Source organism: Paenibacillus sp. BAC0078 (assembly GCF_054483875.1).
Genome location: NZ_JBTLRW010000037.1, coordinates 1 through 21,284 on the forward strand (window position 1 = coordinate 1; position 21,284 = coordinate 21,284).

Annotated in this window: 17 protein-coding genes, 1 pseudogene and 1 riboswitch; of the genes and pseudogenes, 5 read left to right on the forward strand and 13 right to left on the reverse strand. The window is 50.3% G+C overall.

All coding sequences use genetic code 11. From position 1 onward, the window contains the following. The first annotated feature begins 181 nt into the window (after window positions 1–181). Window positions 182–337: a hypothetical protein gene (locus tag ACX1DY_RS30980; protein ID WP_458967964.1), complete on the forward strand. Its 156-nt coding sequence runs from the start codon at window positions 182–184 to the stop codon at window positions 335–337. A gap of 64 nt (window positions 338–401) precedes the next feature. Here ACX1DY_RS30980 and helD read toward each other — a convergent pair whose 3' ends face one another. Continuing rightward, window positions 402–2,828 (reverse strand): RNA polymerase recycling motor HelD, encoded by a 2,427-nt coding sequence (gene helD, locus ACX1DY_RS30985; RefSeq protein WP_458967965.1) that lies wholly within the window; start codon window positions 2,826–2,828, stop codon window positions 402–404. A gap of 242 nt (window positions 2,829–3,070) precedes the next feature. After that, a complete protein-coding gene (locus ACX1DY_RS30990) occupies window positions 3,071–4,108 on the reverse strand; it encodes a C40 family peptidase (protein ID WP_458967966.1) in 1,038 nt (345 codons plus the stop codon). Window positions 4,109–4,282: 174 nt separating this feature from the next. On the opposite strand from ACX1DY_RS30990, the gene ACX1DY_RS30995 reads away from it, so the two are divergent. Then, window positions 4,283–5,056 carry a sporulation protein gene (locus ACX1DY_RS30995; protein ID WP_458967986.1) on the forward strand — a complete coding sequence of 258 codons (774 nt, stop codon included), beginning with the start codon at window positions 4,283–4,285 and terminating at the stop codon, window positions 5,054–5,056. Window positions 5,057–5,129: 73 nt separating this feature from the next. Here ACX1DY_RS30995 and ACX1DY_RS31000 read toward each other — a convergent pair whose 3' ends face one another. The 5 genes and pseudogenes from ACX1DY_RS31000 to ACX1DY_RS31020 all read right to left on the reverse strand — a co-directional run bounded on the left by ACX1DY_RS31000 (window position 5,130) and on the right by ACX1DY_RS31020 (window position 9,990). Then, window positions 5,130–6,521, reverse strand: a complete 1,392-nt coding sequence (locus ACX1DY_RS31000) for an amino acid permease (RefSeq protein ID WP_458967967.1) — start codon at window positions 6,519–6,521, stop codon at window positions 5,130–5,132. 155 nt (window positions 6,522–6,676) lie between these two features. After that, window positions 6,677–6,756: riboswitch (glycine riboswitch) on the reverse strand. A gap of 150 nt (window positions 6,757–6,906) precedes the next feature. Further along, a complete protein-coding gene (locus ACX1DY_RS31005; protein WP_458967968.1) occupies window positions 6,907–8,094 on the reverse strand; it encodes an MGDG synthase family glycosyltransferase in 1,188 nt (395 codons plus the stop codon). 221 nt (window positions 8,095–8,315) lie between these two features. Continuing rightward, a pseudogene (locus ACX1DY_RS31010) lies at window positions 8,316–8,441 on the reverse strand (5-methyltetrahydropteroyltriglutamate--homocysteine methyltransferase); the annotation flags it as partial. 23 nt (window positions 8,442–8,464) lie between these two features. Continuing rightward, complete coding sequence (locus ACX1DY_RS31015; RefSeq protein WP_458967969.1) at window positions 8,465–9,340, reverse strand: AraC family transcriptional regulator; 876 nt, start codon at window positions 9,338–9,340, stop codon at window positions 8,465–8,467. A gap of 173 nt (window positions 9,341–9,513) precedes the next feature. Then, window positions 9,514–9,990 carry a GNAT family N-acetyltransferase gene (locus tag ACX1DY_RS31020; protein WP_458967970.1) on the reverse strand — a complete coding sequence of 159 codons (477 nt, stop codon included), beginning with the start codon at window positions 9,988–9,990 and terminating at the stop codon, window positions 9,514–9,516. A 303-nt stretch (window positions 9,991–10,293) separates the two neighbouring features. Here ACX1DY_RS31020 and ACX1DY_RS31025 point away from each other — a divergent pair, with 303 nt between their 5' ends. Beyond that, window positions 10,294–11,388: an ATP-binding protein gene (locus ACX1DY_RS31025; RefSeq protein WP_458967971.1), complete on the forward strand. Its 1,095-nt coding sequence runs from the start codon at window positions 10,294–10,296 to the stop codon at window positions 11,386–11,388. A 29-nt stretch (window positions 11,389–11,417) separates the two neighbouring features. Then, window positions 11,418–12,122, forward strand: a complete 705-nt coding sequence (locus tag ACX1DY_RS31030; RefSeq protein WP_458967972.1) for a class I SAM-dependent methyltransferase — start codon at window positions 11,418–11,420, stop codon at window positions 12,120–12,122. Window positions 12,123–12,311: 189 nt separating this feature from the next. On the opposite strand, the gene ACX1DY_RS31035 is transcribed toward ACX1DY_RS31030, so the two are convergent. Continuing rightward, window positions 12,312–12,860 (reverse strand): pyridoxamine 5'-phosphate oxidase family protein, encoded by a 549-nt coding sequence (locus tag ACX1DY_RS31035; RefSeq protein ID WP_458967973.1) that lies wholly within the window; start codon window positions 12,858–12,860, stop codon window positions 12,312–12,314. Window positions 12,861–13,029: 169 nt separating this feature from the next. Here ACX1DY_RS31035 and ACX1DY_RS31040 point away from each other — a divergent pair, with 169 nt between their 5' ends. After that, entirely contained in the window at window positions 13,030–13,359 is a 330-nt protein-coding gene (locus ACX1DY_RS31040) for a hypothetical protein (RefSeq protein ID WP_458967974.1), read from the forward strand. Between the two features lie 323 nt (window positions 13,360–13,682). Here ACX1DY_RS31040 and ACX1DY_RS31045 read toward each other — a convergent pair whose 3' ends face one another. From ACX1DY_RS31045 to hutH, 5 genes are all read right to left on the reverse strand, one after another. Next, a complete protein-coding gene (locus ACX1DY_RS31045; protein ID WP_458967975.1) occupies window positions 13,683–15,005 on the reverse strand; it encodes an amidohydrolase family protein in 1,323 nt (440 codons plus the stop codon). Window positions 15,006–15,017: 12 nt separating this feature from the next. Beyond that, complete coding sequence (locus ACX1DY_RS31050) at window positions 15,018–16,484, reverse strand: hydantoinase/carbamoylase family amidase (protein WP_458967976.1); 1,467 nt, start codon at window positions 16,482–16,484, stop codon at window positions 15,018–15,020. Then, window positions 16,481–17,758 carry an imidazolonepropionase gene (gene hutI / locus ACX1DY_RS31055; RefSeq protein ID WP_458967977.1) on the reverse strand — a complete coding sequence of 426 codons (1,278 nt, stop codon included), beginning with the start codon at window positions 17,756–17,758 and terminating at the stop codon, window positions 16,481–16,483. The genes ACX1DY_RS31050 and hutI overlap by 4 nt, the downstream gene beginning before the upstream one ends. A 1-nt stretch (window position 17,759) precedes the next feature. Then, on the reverse strand, window positions 17,760–19,439 hold the full coding sequence (gene hutU, locus ACX1DY_RS31060; RefSeq protein WP_458967978.1) for a urocanate hydratase: 1,680 nt from the start codon (window positions 19,437–19,439) through the stop codon (window positions 17,760–17,762). Between the two features lie 268 nt (window positions 19,440–19,707). Then, on the reverse strand, window positions 19,708–21,261 hold the full coding sequence (gene hutH, locus ACX1DY_RS31065) for a histidine ammonia-lyase (protein ID WP_458967979.1): 1,554 nt from the start codon (window positions 21,259–21,261) through the stop codon (window positions 19,708–19,710). Window positions 21,262–21,284: the final 23 nt, after the last annotated feature.

The following is a 21,284-nucleotide window of genomic DNA, read 5'->3' on the forward strand; positions in this document are numbered from 1 at the left end:
CATCCAACATCTATCCTCTTATTGGAAAAAGATAGGATGAATTTGACGCCCAAGGGCACACACAATAGAAAATGCATATAGGCTTCGCCTAACCGAGATTCATCCCCTACCTGCAGAGGAAGGGGACTTCTCTCAGAAGGCCGTTAAAAAAGACTCGGAAGCCCCCTTCTCTTCTGAGGGCATGGTCACATTCGGCGAAGCGATCCGCTTAGGCAAAATGGATAATTTCACGGACGACTTCAAGAAGCTGACGGGCCAAGCTCCGATAACCGTGAAATATATGTTCGAGCATGCGGATGACTTCCAGGTTGGGGAAAGACACTCGAAGGATAATTAGAATAGGTGCAAAAAAAACGCTCGTTCCCTGATGGAATGAGCGTTTTTTGTCCTGTGAAGGCAGCCTATTGCCCCAACTCATAAAAAGACGTATCCAACGCCCGGATATAAGGTGTCCATTCCCCTGTCGTGTAGAGCAGCAGCCGATGCATCGCGCGGGTGCATGCTGTATAAAATAGCTTCCGTTCACTTTCCCGGTGATACGTCTGCGAAGAAGCATCGTACATCAGCACGGCGTCGAATTCAACTCCCTTAGCGAGATATGCGGGGATAACCAGCGTTCCCTTCTCAAAAATGAGTGTCTCCTTCGTAATGAGCCGCAATTCCCCGCAACCCTGCGTCATCAATGCTTCATAGGCCTCGCGGCTTTCGGCTGCGGTTTTCGTAATGATGGCGATGGAGTCGAAGCCTTCCTCCTTAAGCGCCGCAAGGTCCTCCATGATTCGCAACGCCCGCTTTTCCCCGCTTCCAGTTTTGTGCAGATACGGCTTCCTGCCGCTCCTTTCAAAGGGCACGATCTCTTCGCCCGGCAGCAGCAGCTTCGTAAACTCCACAATCTCGCGGGTTGAGCGATAGCTGCGGACCAGGCGGATCAGGCTCGTTTCAGCTTCACCGTACAGCCGGATCAGCGGCGAATCCGCCTCGTGCAGATTCGTTGCTTGGGGAAAAATCGCTTGGCCGAAGTCACCGAGCACTGTCATTCGGGCGCGGGGAAACAGCCGCTTGAGAAACACGTATTGGAACGGCGAATAATCCTGGCCTTCATCGACAAATAGATGCCGCACCTCCGTGTTCATCCGTCTGCCCTCTACGAGTTCTTTTAAATAAAGGAACGGAGTCGCATCCTCATAAAACAGCTCAAGCCTGCTCAGCTTCTCCTTCGTTTGCTTGCAGATTTCCGGCCACTCAGCGGGAACTTCGGTCTCGTTCGTCATTATCCGGTAAGCGGCGGCATCACTGAATACCTGATCATACAGCCCAATCGTATCTATGAACATGAACCGCTTCACATCCCGTCTCAGCGGTTTGAAGTGTTCCTTCACGATCATCCGGCGAAGCAGCTCTTCTTCCTGGATGGCAAAGTCGAAGACGTTCTCCTCCCCTACCTCCTTCTGGCGAAACTCGCCATAGAGCTCCTCATACTGTTCGGCAAAATCGAAGACAGCCACTTCCCGCTGATACTTCTTAAGCAGCGCACTGTAGGCTTCAGCATATTGTTCATTGTCGAGATAATCGAGTTCATCCTGAACCCAGGGCTCCTCCTGCTCCCGGCGCTCCAGCGAAGCCAGCTCACGCAGCAGCCATTCCTGCAGCAGACCGATGCGATTAACCAGGTGGATAGAGCTGTCATAGCTATAAAATTGAAGTTTCATTTGCTCCACGGTAATTAGCTCCCGGTCCCGGAATCGGATACTCCGGAATAGCATACCTTCCTTTTCCAGCCACAGCGCATAGTTTTGGAGAGCATGCAAGTAGGCTTCGGACGCCTTGTACTGCATCCCGCTCCTCCGTGCTTCATAGCCTTGCGAGAGTTCTGACGCCAGAATATATTCGATCTGCTCGAATGGGTCCTCCAGCCGCAACGTAGACCCGAGCCAATACTCAAGATATTCCTGAAAGGTCGTCTGCTGCATGTTCTCCTCACCAAGCTCGGGAAGTACCGTGGATACATAACTGTTGAACATCGGATTAGGCGAAAAAAGAACGATCTGATCCGCCCTGAGTCTATCCCGGTGCTTATACAATAAGTACGCTACCCGCTGTAGAGCCGCAGATGTCTTCCCGCTGCCGGCCGCTCCCTGCACAATGAGCATACGGCTTTGGTCATTGCGGATAATAGCGTTCTGCTCCTTTTGGATGGTCGCCACGATGCTCTTCATTTGCGAGTCCGCTCCCTTGCCCAGCACCTGCTGAAGCAACTCGTCGCCGATGGTTAAGCTTGTGTCGAACACATTCCGGAGCTGACCGCCCTGGATCTGATATTGCCTCTTCAGCGTCATTGCCCCTGTAATCGTTCCGCCCGGCGTTTCATAGGCAGCCTCCCCCGGGGAATGATCGTAGTACATACTTGCAATGGGTGTCCGCCAGTCATACACCAGAAAGCTCATTCCGTCTGCATCCATGAAGGACGAGACTCCGATGTAAATTTGTTCGCTGAAGCCCAGTCCCTCCTCCTGAAAATCAATACGCCCGAAGTAGGGAGACGGCAGCAGCCGTTTCATGCTTTTGTAGCGCTGCACCCGCAGCCGGTGGCTCCGCTCCCGTTCGGACAATAACGCCTCTTGCTGCTTTATACTGTAAAAGGTCTCTTCGAAATCTTCGTCTGTGCTCGTGTTGACCGAAACTTCCTCCCAGAACCGCTTGCGGATGTCTGCTACCTGTTCCCGCAGCCCGGCAACCTCCGGTTCCCATTCGGCGATTCTCGACCGCAGTTTTTCCGTAACCTCATCCAGCCGCTCCTGTTCTTGCTGCCAATCATTTGCGTTAATCATTCTCCTGAACACACTCCTTTTCAGCCTACTCAGAATACGAAAAAGAACATTTGACAAACCCTCAATCCACATGGTAAGATTAAGGTATAAATAAGATGTGATATATGTGACTATTTACACAAAAAAATCAAAACACGTTTTTAGCATACCACAATGTTTATTTGTGCGCAATTTTTTTATATCAAAGAACCCGGCAAAGTCTGCCGGGTTCTTTTTGTATTCATCTTTTGATTGGGTGCTGCTTATAAAATTCTGCGGGCGGTTACGAACCGCTTCTTCCACTGGCCGTCGAAGGCCTCCATATGCACGTTAAGTTTGGTGGAGTACGTATGCAGGAGCTGATTATTCCCGGCATATATCGCTACATGACCGATGTTCAAGCCGCGTGCGCTGAAGAACAGCAGGTCACCCGGACGCAGCTCATTCAGCCCTACCTCCTTGCCCTCCTTCGCCTGGTCATAGGACACGCGGGGGAGCTCGATGGACAAGGTATCCTCGAATACGCGCTTCACAAAAGACGAGCAGTCGAAGGTTGCGGTCTGGTCAGGTGAAGCGCCGAACTCATACGGTGTGCCAAGGAAGGTCTTGCCGTAAGCGATCAGCGCATCTGCCTGCTTATCTGCGAGCAAAGCGCTGGTGTAATCGGTGTATTTCGGTTTGGCCGAGATGTAGCCCGTCTGGTTGTCCCCGGTTCTCACCTTCAGCCACAGCGCATCGGCAACGCTCTCCACATGCACCTTCGTACCTGCGGAGAGCAGTTCCGGACTTACCGGATTACTCTTCGCATCCGGTAAGCTGCGCAGGTTGACTCCACGGAGAATCGAGGTTTCATAAATAATGGAGGAGATTTGCACGGATTGAGTGCTCGGCACCCAATCTACCTTACTGCCCAAAGCTTCGCTGATGAAGCGCAGCGGGATCATTGCCGAATTTCCGGCGATTTGCCCGGGAACCTCCACACTCAGTGTCCGCCCGTTCAAATCAGCAGTCAGCGCCCCAATACGGTAGGTAAGCGTGGTATCCGCCTTGGTTGCGGTGACGATTTTGTCCGCGTTGTTCCATGACAGCTTAGCCCCTTGCGCTTCGAACAATCCGCGCATCGGTACGAGCACTGTCCCGTTCAGATTCAGCGGCGGGACTCCGGGCTCAAGCCGCTGTCCGTCCAGATAGATGGAGATATTCCGGGCTTCGGCCTGCGGCCGGGCATCTGCATGGATAACACCCGAGGAATAGAGTGAAAGGGCTAGCAGAGACAGAAGTGCAGCATTTCGTTTGATCATATGTTCATCACCTTGTGTATAGATTTGCTACTACACAGTTGGACGAGGCAAAAGCAAAATGGTTTTGTGGTAATTGATGGTAAACAATATCCTTCCGTAAGTTCGAAACCTCAATTATTACTTATGCGTATCATTGGGTACGCAAAGAATAGAGAGGAGATATTTCCATTGTCCATGTTCAAACGTATGCTGGCGAGCGCCGGAATTGGTGCCGCCAAGGTTGATCTTATGCTTCATCAAGATACGGTGAGTGCCGGAGATACAATCACCGGTGTCGTTCAGATTCAAGGCGGCCGTGTGGATCAAAAGATTGATGATGTTTACGCTTTTGTCAAAACGCGTTATGTGAAAGAGTATAATGATTCAAAATCAAATGTCGAAGCAACTGTGGCCAAAATTTTGCTCGCTGAGAAATTCACCGTAGAAGCCAATCAAGTCTATGAGTTCCCTGTCTCCTTCCAGCTTCCGCCCTTTACCCCGGTGACAATGGGCAGAACGCCGGTGTGGATTCACACGGGTCTGGATATCAAGGAAGCGCTGGATCCAACCGATCAGGACCATCTGCAGGTAATGCCGCATCCCCATTCAGCTATTATTCTTGATGCAGCCGATCTGCTCGGATTTAGACTTCGTGAGGTAAGCTGTGAATATGCACCGCATTACGGCAAAACATTCGGAATGCCTTTTATCCAGGAATTCGAATTTGTCCCTACCTCCATGTTCCGTGGCCAGCTGGACGAACTCGAAGTCATCTTCTATCCGGATGAGGATGGCGTCGGCCTGCTGCTGCAGGTTGACCGCAAGGCACGCGGGCTCGCCGGCCTATTCGCAGAAGCTCTGGATGCGGATGAGAGCTTTGTAAAGCTGCGTTTTGACCGTAACGAGCTTGCTTCCGGAGCGCATTACATCGCTGACCGGCTGGCCGATACAATCCGCAAATACGCTTAAGCACGGAATAAATATAAAATGGCGGCATCAAGGAAGTTACTCCCTGTGCCGCCATTTTTCTTCGCCTTACATGTCAGGCATCTACGGATTGCTTGCTCTGCACTGAACCTGTATGGTCTACTTCCCGCTTTCTTTTATTCGTGGAATATAGAACAAATAGGAGAATAAACCATACAGGTGTCAACAATAAGGCCGGACGTGTATCTTTTGCAAATAGCATAATTATAAGGATGACCGCAAACAACGCCAGGACAACATAATTGATAAATGGGGTAAACGGTGCTTTAAATTTCGATTTTGCCTGTAATTCCGGCTTTGTTCTCTTATATCGTAAGTGGCAAATTAGAACGATACCCCAAACCCATATAAAACAGATAGCACTGATCGTTGTTACGATGCCAAAGGCTTGCTCTGGAATAAGCTTGCTCAAAAGAGCTCCCACGGATAGGACAAGCGTGGATGTCAATAATGCGCTGCTTGGTACATGATTTTTATTCAGTTTTGCAAAACTGGCTGGAGCCTGGTTATTCTTGCCCAAATTATATAGAATCCGGCTTGTTGAAAACATCCCGCTGTTACAAGCAGATGCGGCAGATGTTAATACGACAAAGTTAATAATTCCTGCGGCAACCGGTATCCCGACTAAGCTGAATGTTTTAACAAAAGGACTTTCTGACGGATTCAGCTCTGTCCACGGGTTAATGCATAATAGGGCGATAATTGCCCCAACGTAGAAGAACAGAATTCTTAAAGGAATCTTATTGATGGCCGAAGGAATATTTTTTTCCGGATTAGCTGTTTCCGCTGCCGATACCCCCACCAATTCCACACCAACAAAGGCAAACACAACCATCTGGAAGGAGAGCAGGAAACCCGAAATTCCGTTTGGAAATATTCCCCCATGTCCCCAAATATTTTTAAGTGAAACCGTTCCTGCATCTGTTTTGAAGCCGATCACCAGCAAAATAACCCCGATGGCAATTAATGCGAGGATAGTCACCACCTTGATTAGCGCAAACCAGAATTCCAGTTCCCCGAAATTTTTTACCGTTAATAGATTGAGCCCTAATAAAATGATTAAGCAGATGACTGCAGGTATCCATTGCGGGATATCAAACCAATATTGCACATATACCCCAACAGCGATGATATCAGCCATAGCCGTCATGATCCAGCAAAACCAATATGTCCATCCGGTGATAAACGCTGCCCGCGGTCCAAGATAATCTTCAGCAATGTCTGTAAAAGATTGATATCCTGCTTTAGACAACAAGAGCTCTCCCAGTGCCCTCATAACGAAAAAAACAGCGATACCCACAATTAAATAAGCAAAAATAATGGATGGCCCTGCCAGTTGAATAGCTTTACCCGATCCTAAAAACAGTCCGGTACCAATAGTGCCGCCAATTGCAATGAGCTGAACATGCCGATTCTCTAAGTCTCTCTTTAATTCTTGTTGTGCCAAGATTAGCTCCCCCTCAATATTTCTTTCATGTGAAAAAACGAACAAGTAATAATGCCAATAAAAAAAGAGATTGGATACGCTCCAATCTCCGGGTCATAAGAATAACAAATAATATATGCTATTCTGATTATTATCAGGATAACAAATAAATTATTCAGTACTCTTCTGTCCTTTTGCCTGAGATTGTGAACCCTTCGGCGCCGTGAATTTCCACGGTCTCTCCAGAAGCTGCTCCTGCTATAGTGTGATCCATAGCAATCATAGCTTGCTAACTATTCAGTTTTTAATGGTGTGCCGCTTTTAATTTTTTTCAATACTAAACCTAGTTAAATGTTTTGTCAACGATAATAAATACAATGGAACGAATCCGGTGCCGATGTATTTCTTAATTCGCCATTTGTCCGGCCAGTCGCGGCTCCTTCATCTGCTCACGATCCGGAACAGAGCCGGATGCTGGCTGCAGCAATTGCATTACCGTCTGTGCGCAGCGTTCCGGCTTGTAGACAGGCTGCGGATTCAGTCTTTTCACTTTCCCGTAGCCGCTGCTCCCCGCGCTTTCGCCCGCAATCCGGCGGAACCATATGTCCAAAGCATCCCCGGAGGCCAGCACTTCACCATATCCGCTTTTGACGAAATATTCGCAATTTTTTGTTTCCTGCCCGGGCAGGGACTCAAAAAACAGCATCGGCAGCCCCTTGGCCAGCCCTTCGGTACAGGTCATACCGCCCGGCTTGGTAATCAGCAGGTCGGATGCATCCATCCATTTGCTGATCTCGCGGGTAAACCCGAGCACGATGATGTTGGGATGGTCAAAACGGGGATCATTCCGCAGCTTGGCAGCCAGTTTAGCGTTGCTTCCCACGCAGCATACGATCTGCACACGCTCCCTCCAGGCGGCGAGCCTTGCGATGAAATCCTCTTTGAACAACAGTCCCCAGCCGCCCCCCATCACAAACACGGTAGGCATATCCTTGATGGCCAGTTCTTTTCTTACGACCTGTTTGTCACGGACGCTCCAGAAATCGGGGTGCACCGGAATGCCCGTCACCTGAACGGCTTCCGGCTTAATGCCGCGCTGGATCAGCAAAGCGCGCACTTCCGGCGCGGATACGAGGTAGCGGTCCACACCGGGCGTAATCCATGAACTGTGCGCATCATAATCGGTAATAACCGTGTAGAGCGGAATGTCCATGCCGGACCTCTTCAGCCTGGAAATGATCGCGCTAGGAATGGGGTGCGTACAGATGATCAGGTCGGGCTGCAACTGTTCTATGACCTGGGCCGTATGGTGATAGAACATTGTGTGCAGCGCCATCCAGGAGAAGCGTCCGACCGGCTTTTCATATTTCATGCGGTACATCATGCCGACCAGGGTCGGACTTGTATTCACGGTCGCGCGATATGCGGACAAAATCAAAGGAGCCGCCGTAGGATTTAAAAAGGACCCCAGCTCCATCACCTTCGTTCGAATGTTCCGGTCCATCTTTCTTAATCCGGCAGCCAGAGCGTAACCAGCCTGAGTATGACCGCTTCCGAATCCTTCCGAGAGAATCAGCACTCTTGTTTTGCGCATCGTTATCACCTGCTCCTTATTATCCGCCGCCAATCGGGCAGCCTTATTTTCCGTCAACCAACTCTTTTACAAGTTTATTCCTTCTGCAGCGCAAACAAAATGGTCTGCGGACCGGTCCTGCGGCTGGACTTAAGTCGGGGAGGAGGACAGAACGCACCTTTAGCCGTACGGATGATCATCCGTACGGCTAATATCGTGGTACTCTCCTGCCAGCTTATTGATTATTTCCAGATCTCTCCGGCAATTTCATTAATAAAAGCAAGCTTGCGCCACTGCTGCTCTTCTGTCAGATGGTTGCCTTCTTCCGTAGAAGCGAAGCCGCATTGCGGGCTCAGGCAGATCCGGCTGTCCGTTCGGTATCAAACTATGGTCATTCTTTTTTCGTAACAGGTATCCAAATCTCGCTTTTAAAGGTAGGCGATGTTACCTCCTTACTCTCATTCCATAAGATTTCGGGCCCTGGGGCTAATTCGTAATTTGAACAGGGGAACCATTCAGAATAAATACGCCCCCATACATTTTGTAAAGTATCCGGGAACGGTCCTACTGCTTCGAATACGGCCCAACTTACTGCCGGTACCTCTAATTTTGCCAGATGCTCAGGGCACTGCTTGGTTGTAGCCACGCCAATATAGTGGTCAAGCTCCCCCTTTTCCTCCATGCGTCCTTCAGTAAAATTCGTCGACGCTTGAATCAAGCCCAGCGGTTCAACGTTCGAAAGCCTTTTGAGTTCGTCAATGTCGGTGCTGGTTAAGGAGTTCAACATAGATGAAATCTCTGAATTTACGCCGTTAAATTGGATAGGCACCCTCTTCGTGATACCTACGATACTGAATGCTTCTTTCTCTACAATACGATAATTCATTGCGCATCCTCCCTGAATAGTTAATTGGAAGGTCATACGCGGATAGGCTTTTAAAGATGGGACATGGGACTTTACCAAAGAGGGCAAGATTCCATGCAAGCTTTGAAATGCTCTGGAAAAGGCATCTGCTGAGCTATAACCGTATTTCACCGCCACATCTACTACTCTTAAATCACCGGTTTGAAGCTCAAATGCCGCAAGTGTTAGGCGTCTCCGGCGGATGTATTCCGATAATGTGATGCCTGCAAGGAATGAGAACATTCTTGAAAAATGGTATTCAGAACAACAAGCCAACCTGGCTGCTTCCTTCAGGTCTATGTCTTCATCAAGATTCTCTTCAATATAGTGTAAGGCTCTGTTCAGACATACAAGCCAATCCATTCAAATGACCTCCCTTCAGGTATAGGATAACAAGGTTCGGTAGAACCCATCCGACATCTCCTGCACAATTTTGTAGGGTTAAAAGCTTGCTGTTACTTGTGGTACTATCGTTCTCCAATAGTTCTTTCCTTAGAACGCAGAATAAGATAAATTCTAACAGTTTGACAGCAAAATCAGAGCCGCAATACGGTTATTGATTCGTTGTTGAAGACTTCACCATTGTCACGAAAGCCGAAGCTTTCATAAAGCTTTTTGGCAGCGGTGTTATCGGCTTTATAAGGAATCCAGCAGTAAGGTGCTGGTCCTGCCGGAAAGGTACGGATGAATTCCAAGATTCTTTTCATGGCTTCAGGGCCATAACCCCGGTTCTGATATTGCTTGTCAATCATCAGTCGCAAGATGCAATAGTTGTCTTCTGCCATTGACGGTTCTTCATAACCGGTGGTTCCATAAACCAACATAACAAACCCGACAGGCTCCTCATCCGCGTAAATGATAAATGGGAATGGATGTCCTCCATTGGTTGCAAGAACATAACAAGACGCCACGCTTGATAGATTAGACGCAACAAATTGCCGTTGGTCCTCTGAAACTTCCAAGTTAAACATGGCACGCCGGTTTTCAAGAGTGATTTTTCTGAGCGTAATCATGCAGATCTTCTCCCTTCATCACTTATCGTATTGTGCTGCGGCCGCGTAAATAACAATACAATTCATTCAAAAAAAGTAATAGACTTATATTGAATTTTTTTATCTTTTTGTTTAAAACGGATTCAAGCAATTATTTGTACATATAATTATATTTGTCCTAGTATCAAGACCCCTTTTCGAGGGGTCATTTTCTTTTTCGGGATTATGTAATTATCTCATTTATTTACATTCGCCAAATTACGTAATATAATAATTACGTAATAACATAATCACATTAACGGTAAAGGTTGGTGACCCCAAATCGTGTCTCGTGACTTAAGCAGTGAAATTGATTTACTGAAAAAACAAATGGCAGACCTTCAACGATTAGTTCATCAGTTTCTTTTGGAACGAAAGCCAGCAATCAATCTTCCTGAGACTACACATAAAGATTCAGTTAATGAGGAAATCGATCCAAGTGCTATTTTCTACTCCGGTCATCTTCATCTAAACGGACAACGGGTTAGATGGGAACCGCAAGAACGTCGAATGCAACAATTACTTGGAATAAATAGCGAGAAAGCCGCAAAAGTTCTAGCTGCACTTGGCAATAAGCAACGATTAGACATATTAAGATCTGTTCTTAATGAACCTCTTTCTGGCTCAGAACTTGTTGACCGCTTAAACATGGGTACAACTGGTCAGCTTTATCATCATCTCAAGGCGTTACTAGGAGCAGATTTATTAGTCCAAGAACCCGGTGGAAAGTATGCCTTTCCTAATCACCGTTGCCTTCCTCTTCTTTTGTTGTTAGCGTCTGTCGGTGACTTGCTGGATACAAGTGACTATATCGACATGATGGAAACACGTAATAACGCGGGGATGTATTTGGGAACACAACAGGACTTCGATATGCATCACCTTCTTTGGGCTGTTGTAGAAAACTCAATACTTGAGCATAAAGCAGGACATTGCAGTGAAGTTGGTATTTTCCTACATGGTGATGGAGGTGTCACTATTACTGATAACGGAAGAGGTATACCTGTTGGAGCACTTCCTGACACAGATATACCAGTTGTCCAATCTATTCTAACTGACGTCAACCGGTTTAATAGTAATGCACCATTTCAAGTTCCTGGAGCCGAAAAAGGTATAAGTATTGCAGTAGTTAATGCACTTTCACTGAAACTCACAGTTGAAATTCGCCGTGACGGCAAGATTTTTCGGCAAGAATATAGGCATGGTGTGCCCCAGTCTGGTTTAATGACAGTGGGAATATCGAATGAATCCGGCACAAGTGTTACTTTTATGCCGGAACCTGATTTGTTTGGAGTAGGTTTCGACCGTAGCAGACTGGATTTACGAAAAAATGAACTCACAACCGCTTATCCAAGCCTCTCCATCAATATTCATGATTAAAGCATATTCAAAAGGAGGAATAATCATCTATGACTACTGCTGAATCTATCCATAGTGTAGAGGATATTCTAAATATGCTTGACTCCTTCTTTAGAGAAGAAGGACAGTGGTGGGATAAATTTTATGCAGACAGAAATAAAGGCACCCCTTTTTTTGTAAACGCACCTGATGAAAACTTAGTTCAATACTTTCATCAAGGACGCATCAAAGCTGGAAGGGTCCTTGAATTAGGCTGCGGGGCTGGTAGAAATGCTATCTATATGGCTAAACATGGTTGCTTCGTTGATGCCGTAGATATTTCTCAAGAAGCAATACACTGGGGAATAGAACGTGCTAAAACAACTAATGTCGATGTTAATTTTCTTTGCCAAAATATTTTTGACTTCAAAATTGAGTCAGAAATCTACGACTTTATTTATGACAGTGGATGTTTCCATCATATTCTGCCACATCGTAGAGTTAGCTTCCTCAATATGGTGATCAAAATCTTGAAGCCGGGCGGGTATTTCGGCTTAACATGCTTCGTATTAGGAGACATGGGTGCAGACATGACGGATTGGGAAGTTTATCGACAACGAAGCCTAAAAGGTGGATTAGGTTATACCGAAGAAAAAATTAAAGCCATCTTTAAGGACTTTGAATTAATTGAAATTAGACGTATGCAAAAAATCGAACAACCTAGCTCATTATTCGGTGAATCCTTCTTATTGACAGCGTTATTCAGGAAGAAATAACTTAAAACTTAAGGTGAGGAATATCCTGAATCTATTTTGATATACCAATCAGCACGATAAAGCGGATAACGGATTCATCGACAAAAAAATGAAAGGAGCATGCCGCGGCAGCTCCTTGATCGTTTTTGAGCACTTTTATTGAACTACTGCACACGTTAGCTTAGCGCAAGACGTAACGGTATCTTGTCGTTAAGCCTCTCGTCCGGCATTCATGACCGTGCTATACATTTTTTCTGCTTCAATTGGACTTTCTTTTGCCGTCATATGGTGTGGAATAACACGGTAAACTTGAACCGGTCCGCCGAACACAGCCGACCTATATTTGTCCACATGCTGCTTCGACAAGGGGCGGTTATAATAGCCGGGTACGTATTTATTGATCATTTCCTGAAGTACATGGGTGGCTTCATCCAAATCTGTAATTGGCTCTGCTTGTCCAAATATCATTACGCTCATATAAGCCGTATCCGTTTTGGCAGGTACCGGGTCTGTGATGGTCCCGTATTCCTCACATACCGTAAAACATACCTCTGGATTCTCACTCATGACATGATTACGTCTTCCATCTCCGGCCCCGTGAAAATAGAGCTTCCCCTCTGTCCACACATAATTAAGCGGTAAAACATAGGGCAGGCTCCCATCAACCAGCCCAAGATACCCAATTCTCGCTTGATGAAGGAAACTTTCAATTTTCTCTTGATCCCGGCATTCCCTGATCTTGTAACGAACCGAATTCATTTCAAAATCTCCCCTTTCACTGTTATTACGGTAGTGTATCAGTGAATGGATTGCATTAAAACTTCCAAATATTGAGGTTACAACCAATCCATAATTAATTCAGTAGGCAATAGAGCAAAAAATGTCATATAATGGATGATACTAGTTTGATTGGAGGGAGGTGTGAAAATTGCGCGTCAGACCAATCGTATTAGGGCTGGCTACACTTCTAGTGAGTTCATTCATACTTATGGGCACAATAAAAGTCCAGGCTGCTGAGACTAATCAGGTGATACCAGTAACTGATACGGTAGAAGCTATTGTTCCAGAGTATGTTGCTGATCGTTTAGACCATCCAGATGTAATTTATACGGAAGATGGAAAGTATGAAAAAAAGCAACTGTCTGTATCAGATTTTAATCAAGATGAAGTAACGTATGACGCTACAAAGACGACTGCTGAAACAGTGGCTATCGTTGATTATGATGCTACTTACATTAAAGTAGCAGAAAAAAACTAAAAAAATAAAATAAAGAGCAGTCCTGTAACTGGATCGCTCTTTGTTTTATACTCTCGCTTAAGCATTGCCGTAGTAATTCCATCCTCCAATAAGTCACTATTGCTTAAAGCACCAAAATCTTGAGCTGGATTTTCAGTAGGCCGGATTACCAATAGCTTTATCCGTAGTATAAAGGATACTGGCAGATTCATTTACCCGCCTGATGATGGATTTATTCCTCCATCTTGAGACCGAAAAATGATTTCTAAGCTGAACAGCAAAAAACGAAGAAGCGACCCTTACGGCCACTCCTTCGCCTTCTCTCTTAATCTCAGGTCTGAGCCTTAGATCAGGTTATCCCACTTCTCAAACAGCCGGTCCACACGTCCGCCGATGGAGGACTCGGATACGGTTAGTATTTTCCCCTGCTCAAAAATAATCTTCCCGCCCACAACTACTGTTGTTACAGCTCCGGGCTGCATGGCATATACCATGTTGGCGAACAGTTCTTTTTTTGGGGCCAGGGAAAGGTCGTGAATGTCCAATGCGGCAAAGTCGGCATGCTGTCCGGCCTCAATCGACCCGATTGGCATCCGCAGGATGTCACCAGCGCTGGAGGTGCCCATCCGGTAGACCTGTTCTGCGGTGATGCAGGTGCCGTCCAAACGGCTGACTTTTTGCAAAAGCGCACACATCCGCATCTCCTCATACACGCTGATCCGGTTGTTGCTGCAGCCGCCGTCCGTTCCGAGTGTCACTCTGACTCCTGCCTGAAGCAGATCAGGTATCCGGGTCACTCCGTCTGCCAGAAACATGTTACTGGATGGACAGTACGCCAGCGATCCGCGTCTGCGGCCGATCAGTTCAATCTCGGAATTCTCCAGCCACACCAGATGAATCGCAATCATCCGCTCGTCGAGCACACCCAGCGAATCCAGGTAATGCACAGGGCGAAGCCCGTAATCGCGCAAAATCTCCTCTACCTCGAACATTTCCTCGGCCACATGGATGTGGTAAGGCGTATCCAGCTCCACCGCCAGCCGGTGCCCTGCCTGGATCATCTCAGGAGAAGCTGCATGCGGACTGTGGGGGGCCGGGTGAATCGTGACCATAGGATTTCCCTGATATTTCTTGGCGAGTGACCGCGTACGCTCCACCGCTTCCGGCACCGTCTCCCGGTAAGACAGCGGCGCACCTGCCCAGTCATACATCGTGCGGGCAAAAACAAGGCGGATACCCAGATCGGCCGCTGCCCGAATGACAGCTTCGTCATAGGCAGTGCCGCCGTTATGAACATAGAAGAAGTCGCAAACCGTCGTCACTCCGTACCGGAGCATTTCTCCAAAAGCGAGCAAGGCCCCGGTATAAATAGCCTCTTCATCCAAAAGCGGCGAATACCGGTACAACGCCTGATCCCGCCATTCCAGAAAGGGCTTATCGACCGCAATCCCGCGCAGCAGGCTCTGGAAGGAATGATTGTGCGAATTGACGGTGCCGGGAACGATGGCTTTGCCCTCCCATGCGATGTGCCGGGCATCCGGGTAACGCTGTATTAATTCGTCGCGGCTGCCCACATCCGCAATCTTCCCGTTTTCCACCAGTAAAGCATAGTCCTGCTTAAATTCCCCCTGCGTGTATACCGCATCTGCTGAATATAAATCGCGCAATGGCTGATCCTCCTAACGGTTCAATTCTTGATCGAGTGCGAGAATGGACTGCAGCAGTACGTTGCCGACCTTCTCGATATCTTCTATCCGGCTTTCCTCTTCAGGGCAGTGGCTTTTGCCGCCCAGGCTGGGTACGAACAGCATTCCCGCTCTGGTCAGAGAAGCCATATGTGTGGCATCGTGACCGGCCATGCTGCCGAGCTTCAGGCTGCTGTAATCCAGCTTCGCCGCCTGTCCGGCGCACAAATCAATGACCAGGGAATCCATCGGCTCAGGGTTTTGATCCAGGATCAGGCGGCGTTCCAAGATCAAGCCACGGCTATCCGCAATGGACAAGGCAAGCTTGCTCCATTTCTCCAGCACCTCCTGGATTTGTGCGCGCTGCTCCCCTCTGATCTCCAGGTGAAATTGGACCTTTTCCGGGATAATATTCGCCGCATTCGGTTCATTGCTGATCCGGCCAATCGTCCCCACAACCTCATCCGCCGGATGATTCCGGCAGACCTTTTCGAAGGCCAGCATAATTTCGGAGGCGCCCATCAGCGCATCCTTACGGTCGCCCATCAAGGTTGTGCCCGCATGATTGGCTTCGCCCACGACAGTGATCTCTTCACGGTAAATGCCTGTTATCGCCGTTACGATCCCTACAGGGATATCGCGATCAAGCAGCCTTTTTCCTTGTTCTATATGAACCTCGAGAAAAGCTGCCAGCTCCTCCGGCTTCCGCCGCGCAGCCCCGAAATGCTCAGGATCACCGCCCGCCTGGCGCAGCGCCTCCGTGAGCAGCTCGCCCTGAGCATTGCGGACGCCCGCGAGATCCTTCTGCCCGAGCTTCCCCGCCACTGCCCTGCTGCCAAATGTGGACAGCCCGAACGGATTCGGCTCCTCAGCGCTGAAGGACACCAGCTCCAGGGGGTGGCGGGTAATGATCTTGTTTTCTTCCAGTACGGTCATAACCTCCAGCGCCAGCAACACACCTAGCGCACCATCGTATTTGCCGCCGTTCGGAACGGTATCAATATGGGAACCGAACGCAATCACGGGGAGGGCGACAGCAAAGGAATGGGGAAATGTAGCGCCGCCTGGATTGTCTGATGCCGCTGAGCTGTCCGAAGCACCTGACAAGTCTGGAGTACCTTGAGCGACTGAGCCGTCCGAGGCATCTGACAAGTCTGGACTACCTTGAGCAGCTAAGCCGTCCGAGGCATCTACGTCGCCTGTACCGCACCTCACGGCCCAAATGTTTGCCGCTGCGTCTACCCTAACAGCCAAACGCAAACGGAGCAGCTCAGTCTTGAGCCATTCCCGCGCAGCCAGTTCAGCCGCAGTAAACGTGGTCCGGTCCAGTCCGCCTGTAGCCTCATTCAGCCCGAACAGCCCTAACTCCTGGAGGTTGCGCTGAAGCCGGGAAGCATTGATCCGCAGTTCATTCTTCTGTGGCTCATGCTTCCCCAGCCCGTTTTTCTCCAGCTCCTTCATACGAATACCCTCCTTCCGCCCTGAATAACGGTTTTTCCTTTTTTGAGTACGGTATCCACCAGATTAACCGCATAGTGATACTGCAAATAGAGATAGTTAGGCGCGTCGAACATCACAAGGTCGGCCTGTTTACCGACTTCGATGCTGCCGATAGTGCTGGCCCGGCCAATGGCATGAGCAGCATTGATTGTACAAGCAGCCAGCACCTCGGCTGGTGTCATCCGCATCGTCAAGCAGGCCAGATTCATAATAAAAGGCAGCGATTCCGTCGGTGACGAGCCGGGGTTCCGGTCCGTCGAAAGTGCGACAGGCACCCCGGCAGCGATCATCGCCCGGGCATTGGCAGGCTGGGCCATCAGGAAGAAGGCTGTGCCAGGCAGAAGAACAGCGATCACCCCGGCCTCTGCCATCTGCTTAATGCCCGCTTCGGAGGCATGCAGCAGATGGTCCGCCGACACGGCTCCAAGCTCGGCAGCCAGCTCTGCTCCCCCGTATGACACCAGCTCGTCGGCGTGGATTTTCGGCTTCAGCCCCCACTTTTTCCCCGCCTGCAGAATGTCCCGGGACTGCTCCACGGTGAACACGCCCTCTTCACAGAATACGTCGCAAAACTCGGCCAAGCCCTGTCGGGCCACCGCCGGGATCATCTCCTCGATAATGGTTCTGACAAAAGCATCCGCGTTCCCTTTATACTCCACAGGCACAGCATGAGCGCCCATAAACGTTGACACCAGATCGACCGGATGGGAAGCGTTCAGACGCTGCGCTACCCGCAACTGCTTCAGCTCCTCCTCCAGCCGCAATCCGTACCCGCTCTTGGCTTCAATGGTCGTTACTCCATATTCGAGAAAACGGTCCAGCCGGTTCACGGTTTCAGCCATCAACTGCTCCTCTGTCGCTTCACGGGTACACTCAGTCGAATAGAGAATTCCGCCGCCGGCATTCAAAATATCCATGTATTTAGCACCCTGCAGCCGCATATTCAGCTCGAACTCCCTGGAGCCGGCAAATACGACATGGGTATGCGGATCAATCAGCCCCGGGGTTATTGTTTTGCCTTCCGCAGACATCACCGTAACTTCCCGGTCCCCGGAGTGCTCCGCCACATAACGGCGGGCCTCTTCGCTGCTGCCCACGAAGGTGAAGATTCCATCTTCAATGACGATGCCCCCGTCTTCGATCAGGCCAAGCTCCTCCAGCTCCTTGCCTGTCTTCGGCTTCGTACTGGCTCCGCCAAGAGTGGCAATCTGGGCTGCGCTATGAATGTAGATCATGTTATAGCTCCTTTTCCGTGCCGCCCAGCATGGGCATGCGGATTCCCATAGTTTTTGCTGTCTCAACGGCAAGCGGATATCCAGCATCCGCATGGCGGACAACACCCATGCCGGGGTCTGAGGTCAGCACCCGCTCCAGCCTGGCTTCCGCCTCTTTCGTTCCGTCCGCCACAACAACCATCCCGGCATGCTGGGAATACCCCATACCTACACCCCCGCCGTGGTGAAGCGATATCCAACTGGCGCCTGCCGCCGTATTGACCATCGCATTCAGGAGCGGCCAGTCGGACACAGCGTCACTGCCGTCCCGCATAGCTTCAGTCTCCCGGTTCGGAGAGGCCACAGACCCGGCATCCAGATGATCCCTGCCGATCACGATAGGGGCAGACAGCTCCCCGGAAGCCACCATGTCATTGATAATCCGGCCAAATCTTGCCCGTTCGCCATAGCCGAGCCAGCAAATGCGCGCAGGCAGCCCCTGGAAGGAAACCTTCTCCTGAGCGAGGCGTATCCAGCGCTGCAAGCCTTCGTTCTCGGGGAACTCCCGCATAATCGCGGCATCGGTCTTATAAATATCCTCAGGATCGCCAGATAAGGCCACCCAGCGGAAGGGTCCCTTCCCTTCGCAAAATTGCGGGCGGATATAGGCCGGAACAAAACCCGGGAAGTTGAACGCCTGCTGTACGCCTTCGTCATAGGCGACCTGACGGATGTTGTTGCCGTAGTCGAACGTAACTGCCCCTTTGCTTTGCAGCGCAAGCATGGCTTCGACGTGGCGGGCAATGCTTTTCTTCGCCAAGGCAACGTATTCCAGCGGGTTCTCAGCTCTTAGCTGTCTGCCCGTCTCAACGGAAAAGCCCGCCGGTATATAACCGTTCAGCGGGTCGTGAGCCGAGGTCTGATCGGTCAGAATATCCGGCACAAAGCCCTGGGCAAGCATGCGCGGCAGCAGCTCTGCCGCATTGCCAAGGAGGCCGATGGAGAGCGGGCGCCCTTCGCCTTTGGCGGCTTCAGCCATTGCTAAGGCTTCTTCCAGCGTCTCAACCAGGACATCGCAATACCGGGATTGGATGCGTTTCTCGATCCGGGTCCGGTCCACATCAATTCCGATGAACACTCCGTCATTCATAGTTACGGCCAGCGGCTGCGCGCCTCCCATTCCGCCAAGTCCCGCACTGAGGGTGATCGTCCCTTTGAGCGTGCCGCCGAAATGCTGTCTGGCACATTCCGCAAAGGTCTCATAGGTCCCCTGCACAATCCCCTGCGTGCCGATATAAATCCAGCTTCCGGCCGTCATTTGCCCGTACATCATCAGCCCTTTATGATCCAGCTCGTGAAAGGTCTCCCAGTTCGCCCAGGCTGGAACCAGGTTGGAATTTGCGATCAGAACCCGCGGAGCATCCTGATGCGTACGGAAGATGGCCACCGGCTTGCCGGATTGAATCAGCAGGGTTTCATTGTCCTCCAGCGTTTGCAGCGAGTGTACGATAGCGTCAAAGCTCTCCCAGTTGCGCGCGGCCTTGCCGATTCCGCCATAGACAACCAGTCGCCCGGGGTGCTCCGCCACCTCAGGATCGAGGTTGTTCATCAGCATGCGCAGCGCCGCTTCCTGTACCCAGCCTTTCGTATTCAGCTGCTTGCCCCTTGGCGCGCGGACGACTCTTGCTTCGTGTAAGCCCATATTCGTTGATCTCCTTTCGGTTAGGTGATGGAAAAGCTGAACTTGCGAACTTCCAATTCGGGTATAGTCGTAACTGCGGTGATGTTTGGACTTCCGGCCGCTGTTGTTTGCAGATTTCTTTGATTGAACCGCTATGCGCGGTGGAAATCCGCAAACTGCTTATGCTTCCGAAGCGAGCTTTCCTGCGGAAAGCTTTCAGGCGGACGCTATCGCTCCTACAGTTCCAAAATCCCCTCCGTTACTCCAACCTTTTTGTTAATTTTCAACCTCAGTTTTTATAGGTATGAAAAGGCACAAGTGCAAATAACTCCTCCAGCACGCCCGGTTCCTTCATCCACTCCGCAATGGCAGCGAAATCGCCGGAGAGCACCCGGTCCGCGTCAACAAAAGAAACCTGCTCCCGGCAGCGGTCATACAGCCATTTGGTTCCCTGGCCGGGCTGCTGCGGGCTTCTGAAGTCGATGGCCTGCGCCCCGCACAGCAGCTCAATCGCCAGCACGGCGTAGGCATTATCCACAATCTGCTTCGCTTTCCGCGCGCCAATCGTGCCCATGCTTACGTGATCCTCCTGATTGCCGGAAGAAGGGATGGAATCCACACTGGCAGGATGGGCCAGCGATTTATTCTCCGACACCACAGCCGCTGCCGCATATTGCGCGATCATGAAGCCGGACTGCAGACCGCCGTTCTTCGCCAGAAACGGAGGCAAGCCTTCGTTCAAATGCGGATTAACCATCCGCTCAATTCGGCGCTCGGAGATATTCGCCAGCTCCGCCACGCTTATGGCCAAATGGTCCATTGCCAGCGCAATCGGCTGCCCGTGGAAGTTCCCGCCGGAGATAACCTTCTCTTCATCGGCGAAGATAAGCGGGTTATCCGTCGCCGAGTTGATCTCAATCTCCAGCTTTTCCGCAATATACGCCAGCGCATCGCGGCTCGCGCCATGCACCTGCGGCGTACAGCGCAGCGAATAGGCGTCCTGCACTCTAAGCTCCCCTTGATGGGTCATCAGCCTGCTGCCTGCGGTCAAATGGCGGATATTATCGGCCACCTGCTTCTGCCCTTTATGCGGGCGGACGATATGCGTCGCCGGATCAAAAGCTTCCTTGACCGCGCGCAGCGCCTCGCACGTCAGCGCCGCCGCGCAATCGGCCCAGTTCGCCAGATTGAGCGCATCCCAGCAGGCCAGCGTGCCGACTGCAGTCATTACCTGCGTACCGTTGATCAGGGCCAGCCCTTCCTTGGCCTCCAGCACGATTGGAACAAGCCCCGCCTTTGCCAATGCCCCAGTGCCAGGCATACGCTGGCCCTGGTAATAAGCCTCGCCCTCGCCAATCAGAACAAGCACCATATGCGACAGCGGAGCCAGGTCGCCGCTTGCGCCCAAGGAGCCTTTTTCCGGGATCACCGGCACTACGTTCCGATTAAGCATTTCCACCATTAGCTGGATAACCTCCAGACGAATGCCGGAATAACCAAGGGACAAGGCATTGATTCTTAATAAAAGAATAGCGCGAACGACATCCTCAGGCAGCGGCGCGCCAATCCCGCAGCTATGACTGCGGATCAGATTGAGCTGCAGCGCCTTCGTATCCTCCGGGGAGATGTACGTATCGCTGAATTTTCCGAAGCCCGTGGTCAGACCGTACACCACCTTTTTCTCCTGCAGCAGCTTCTCCACATATTTGCGTGTATGATAGACTTTCCGGCAGCTTTCCTCACTTAGATCGACATTTTTGTAATGACGGGCTACCTGGACAACTTCCTCAATTGTTAAGGAATTGCCATGAATGACTACGGAATGATTGGCTATTTCCAACATGAACCTCACCTGCTTTACGAGTA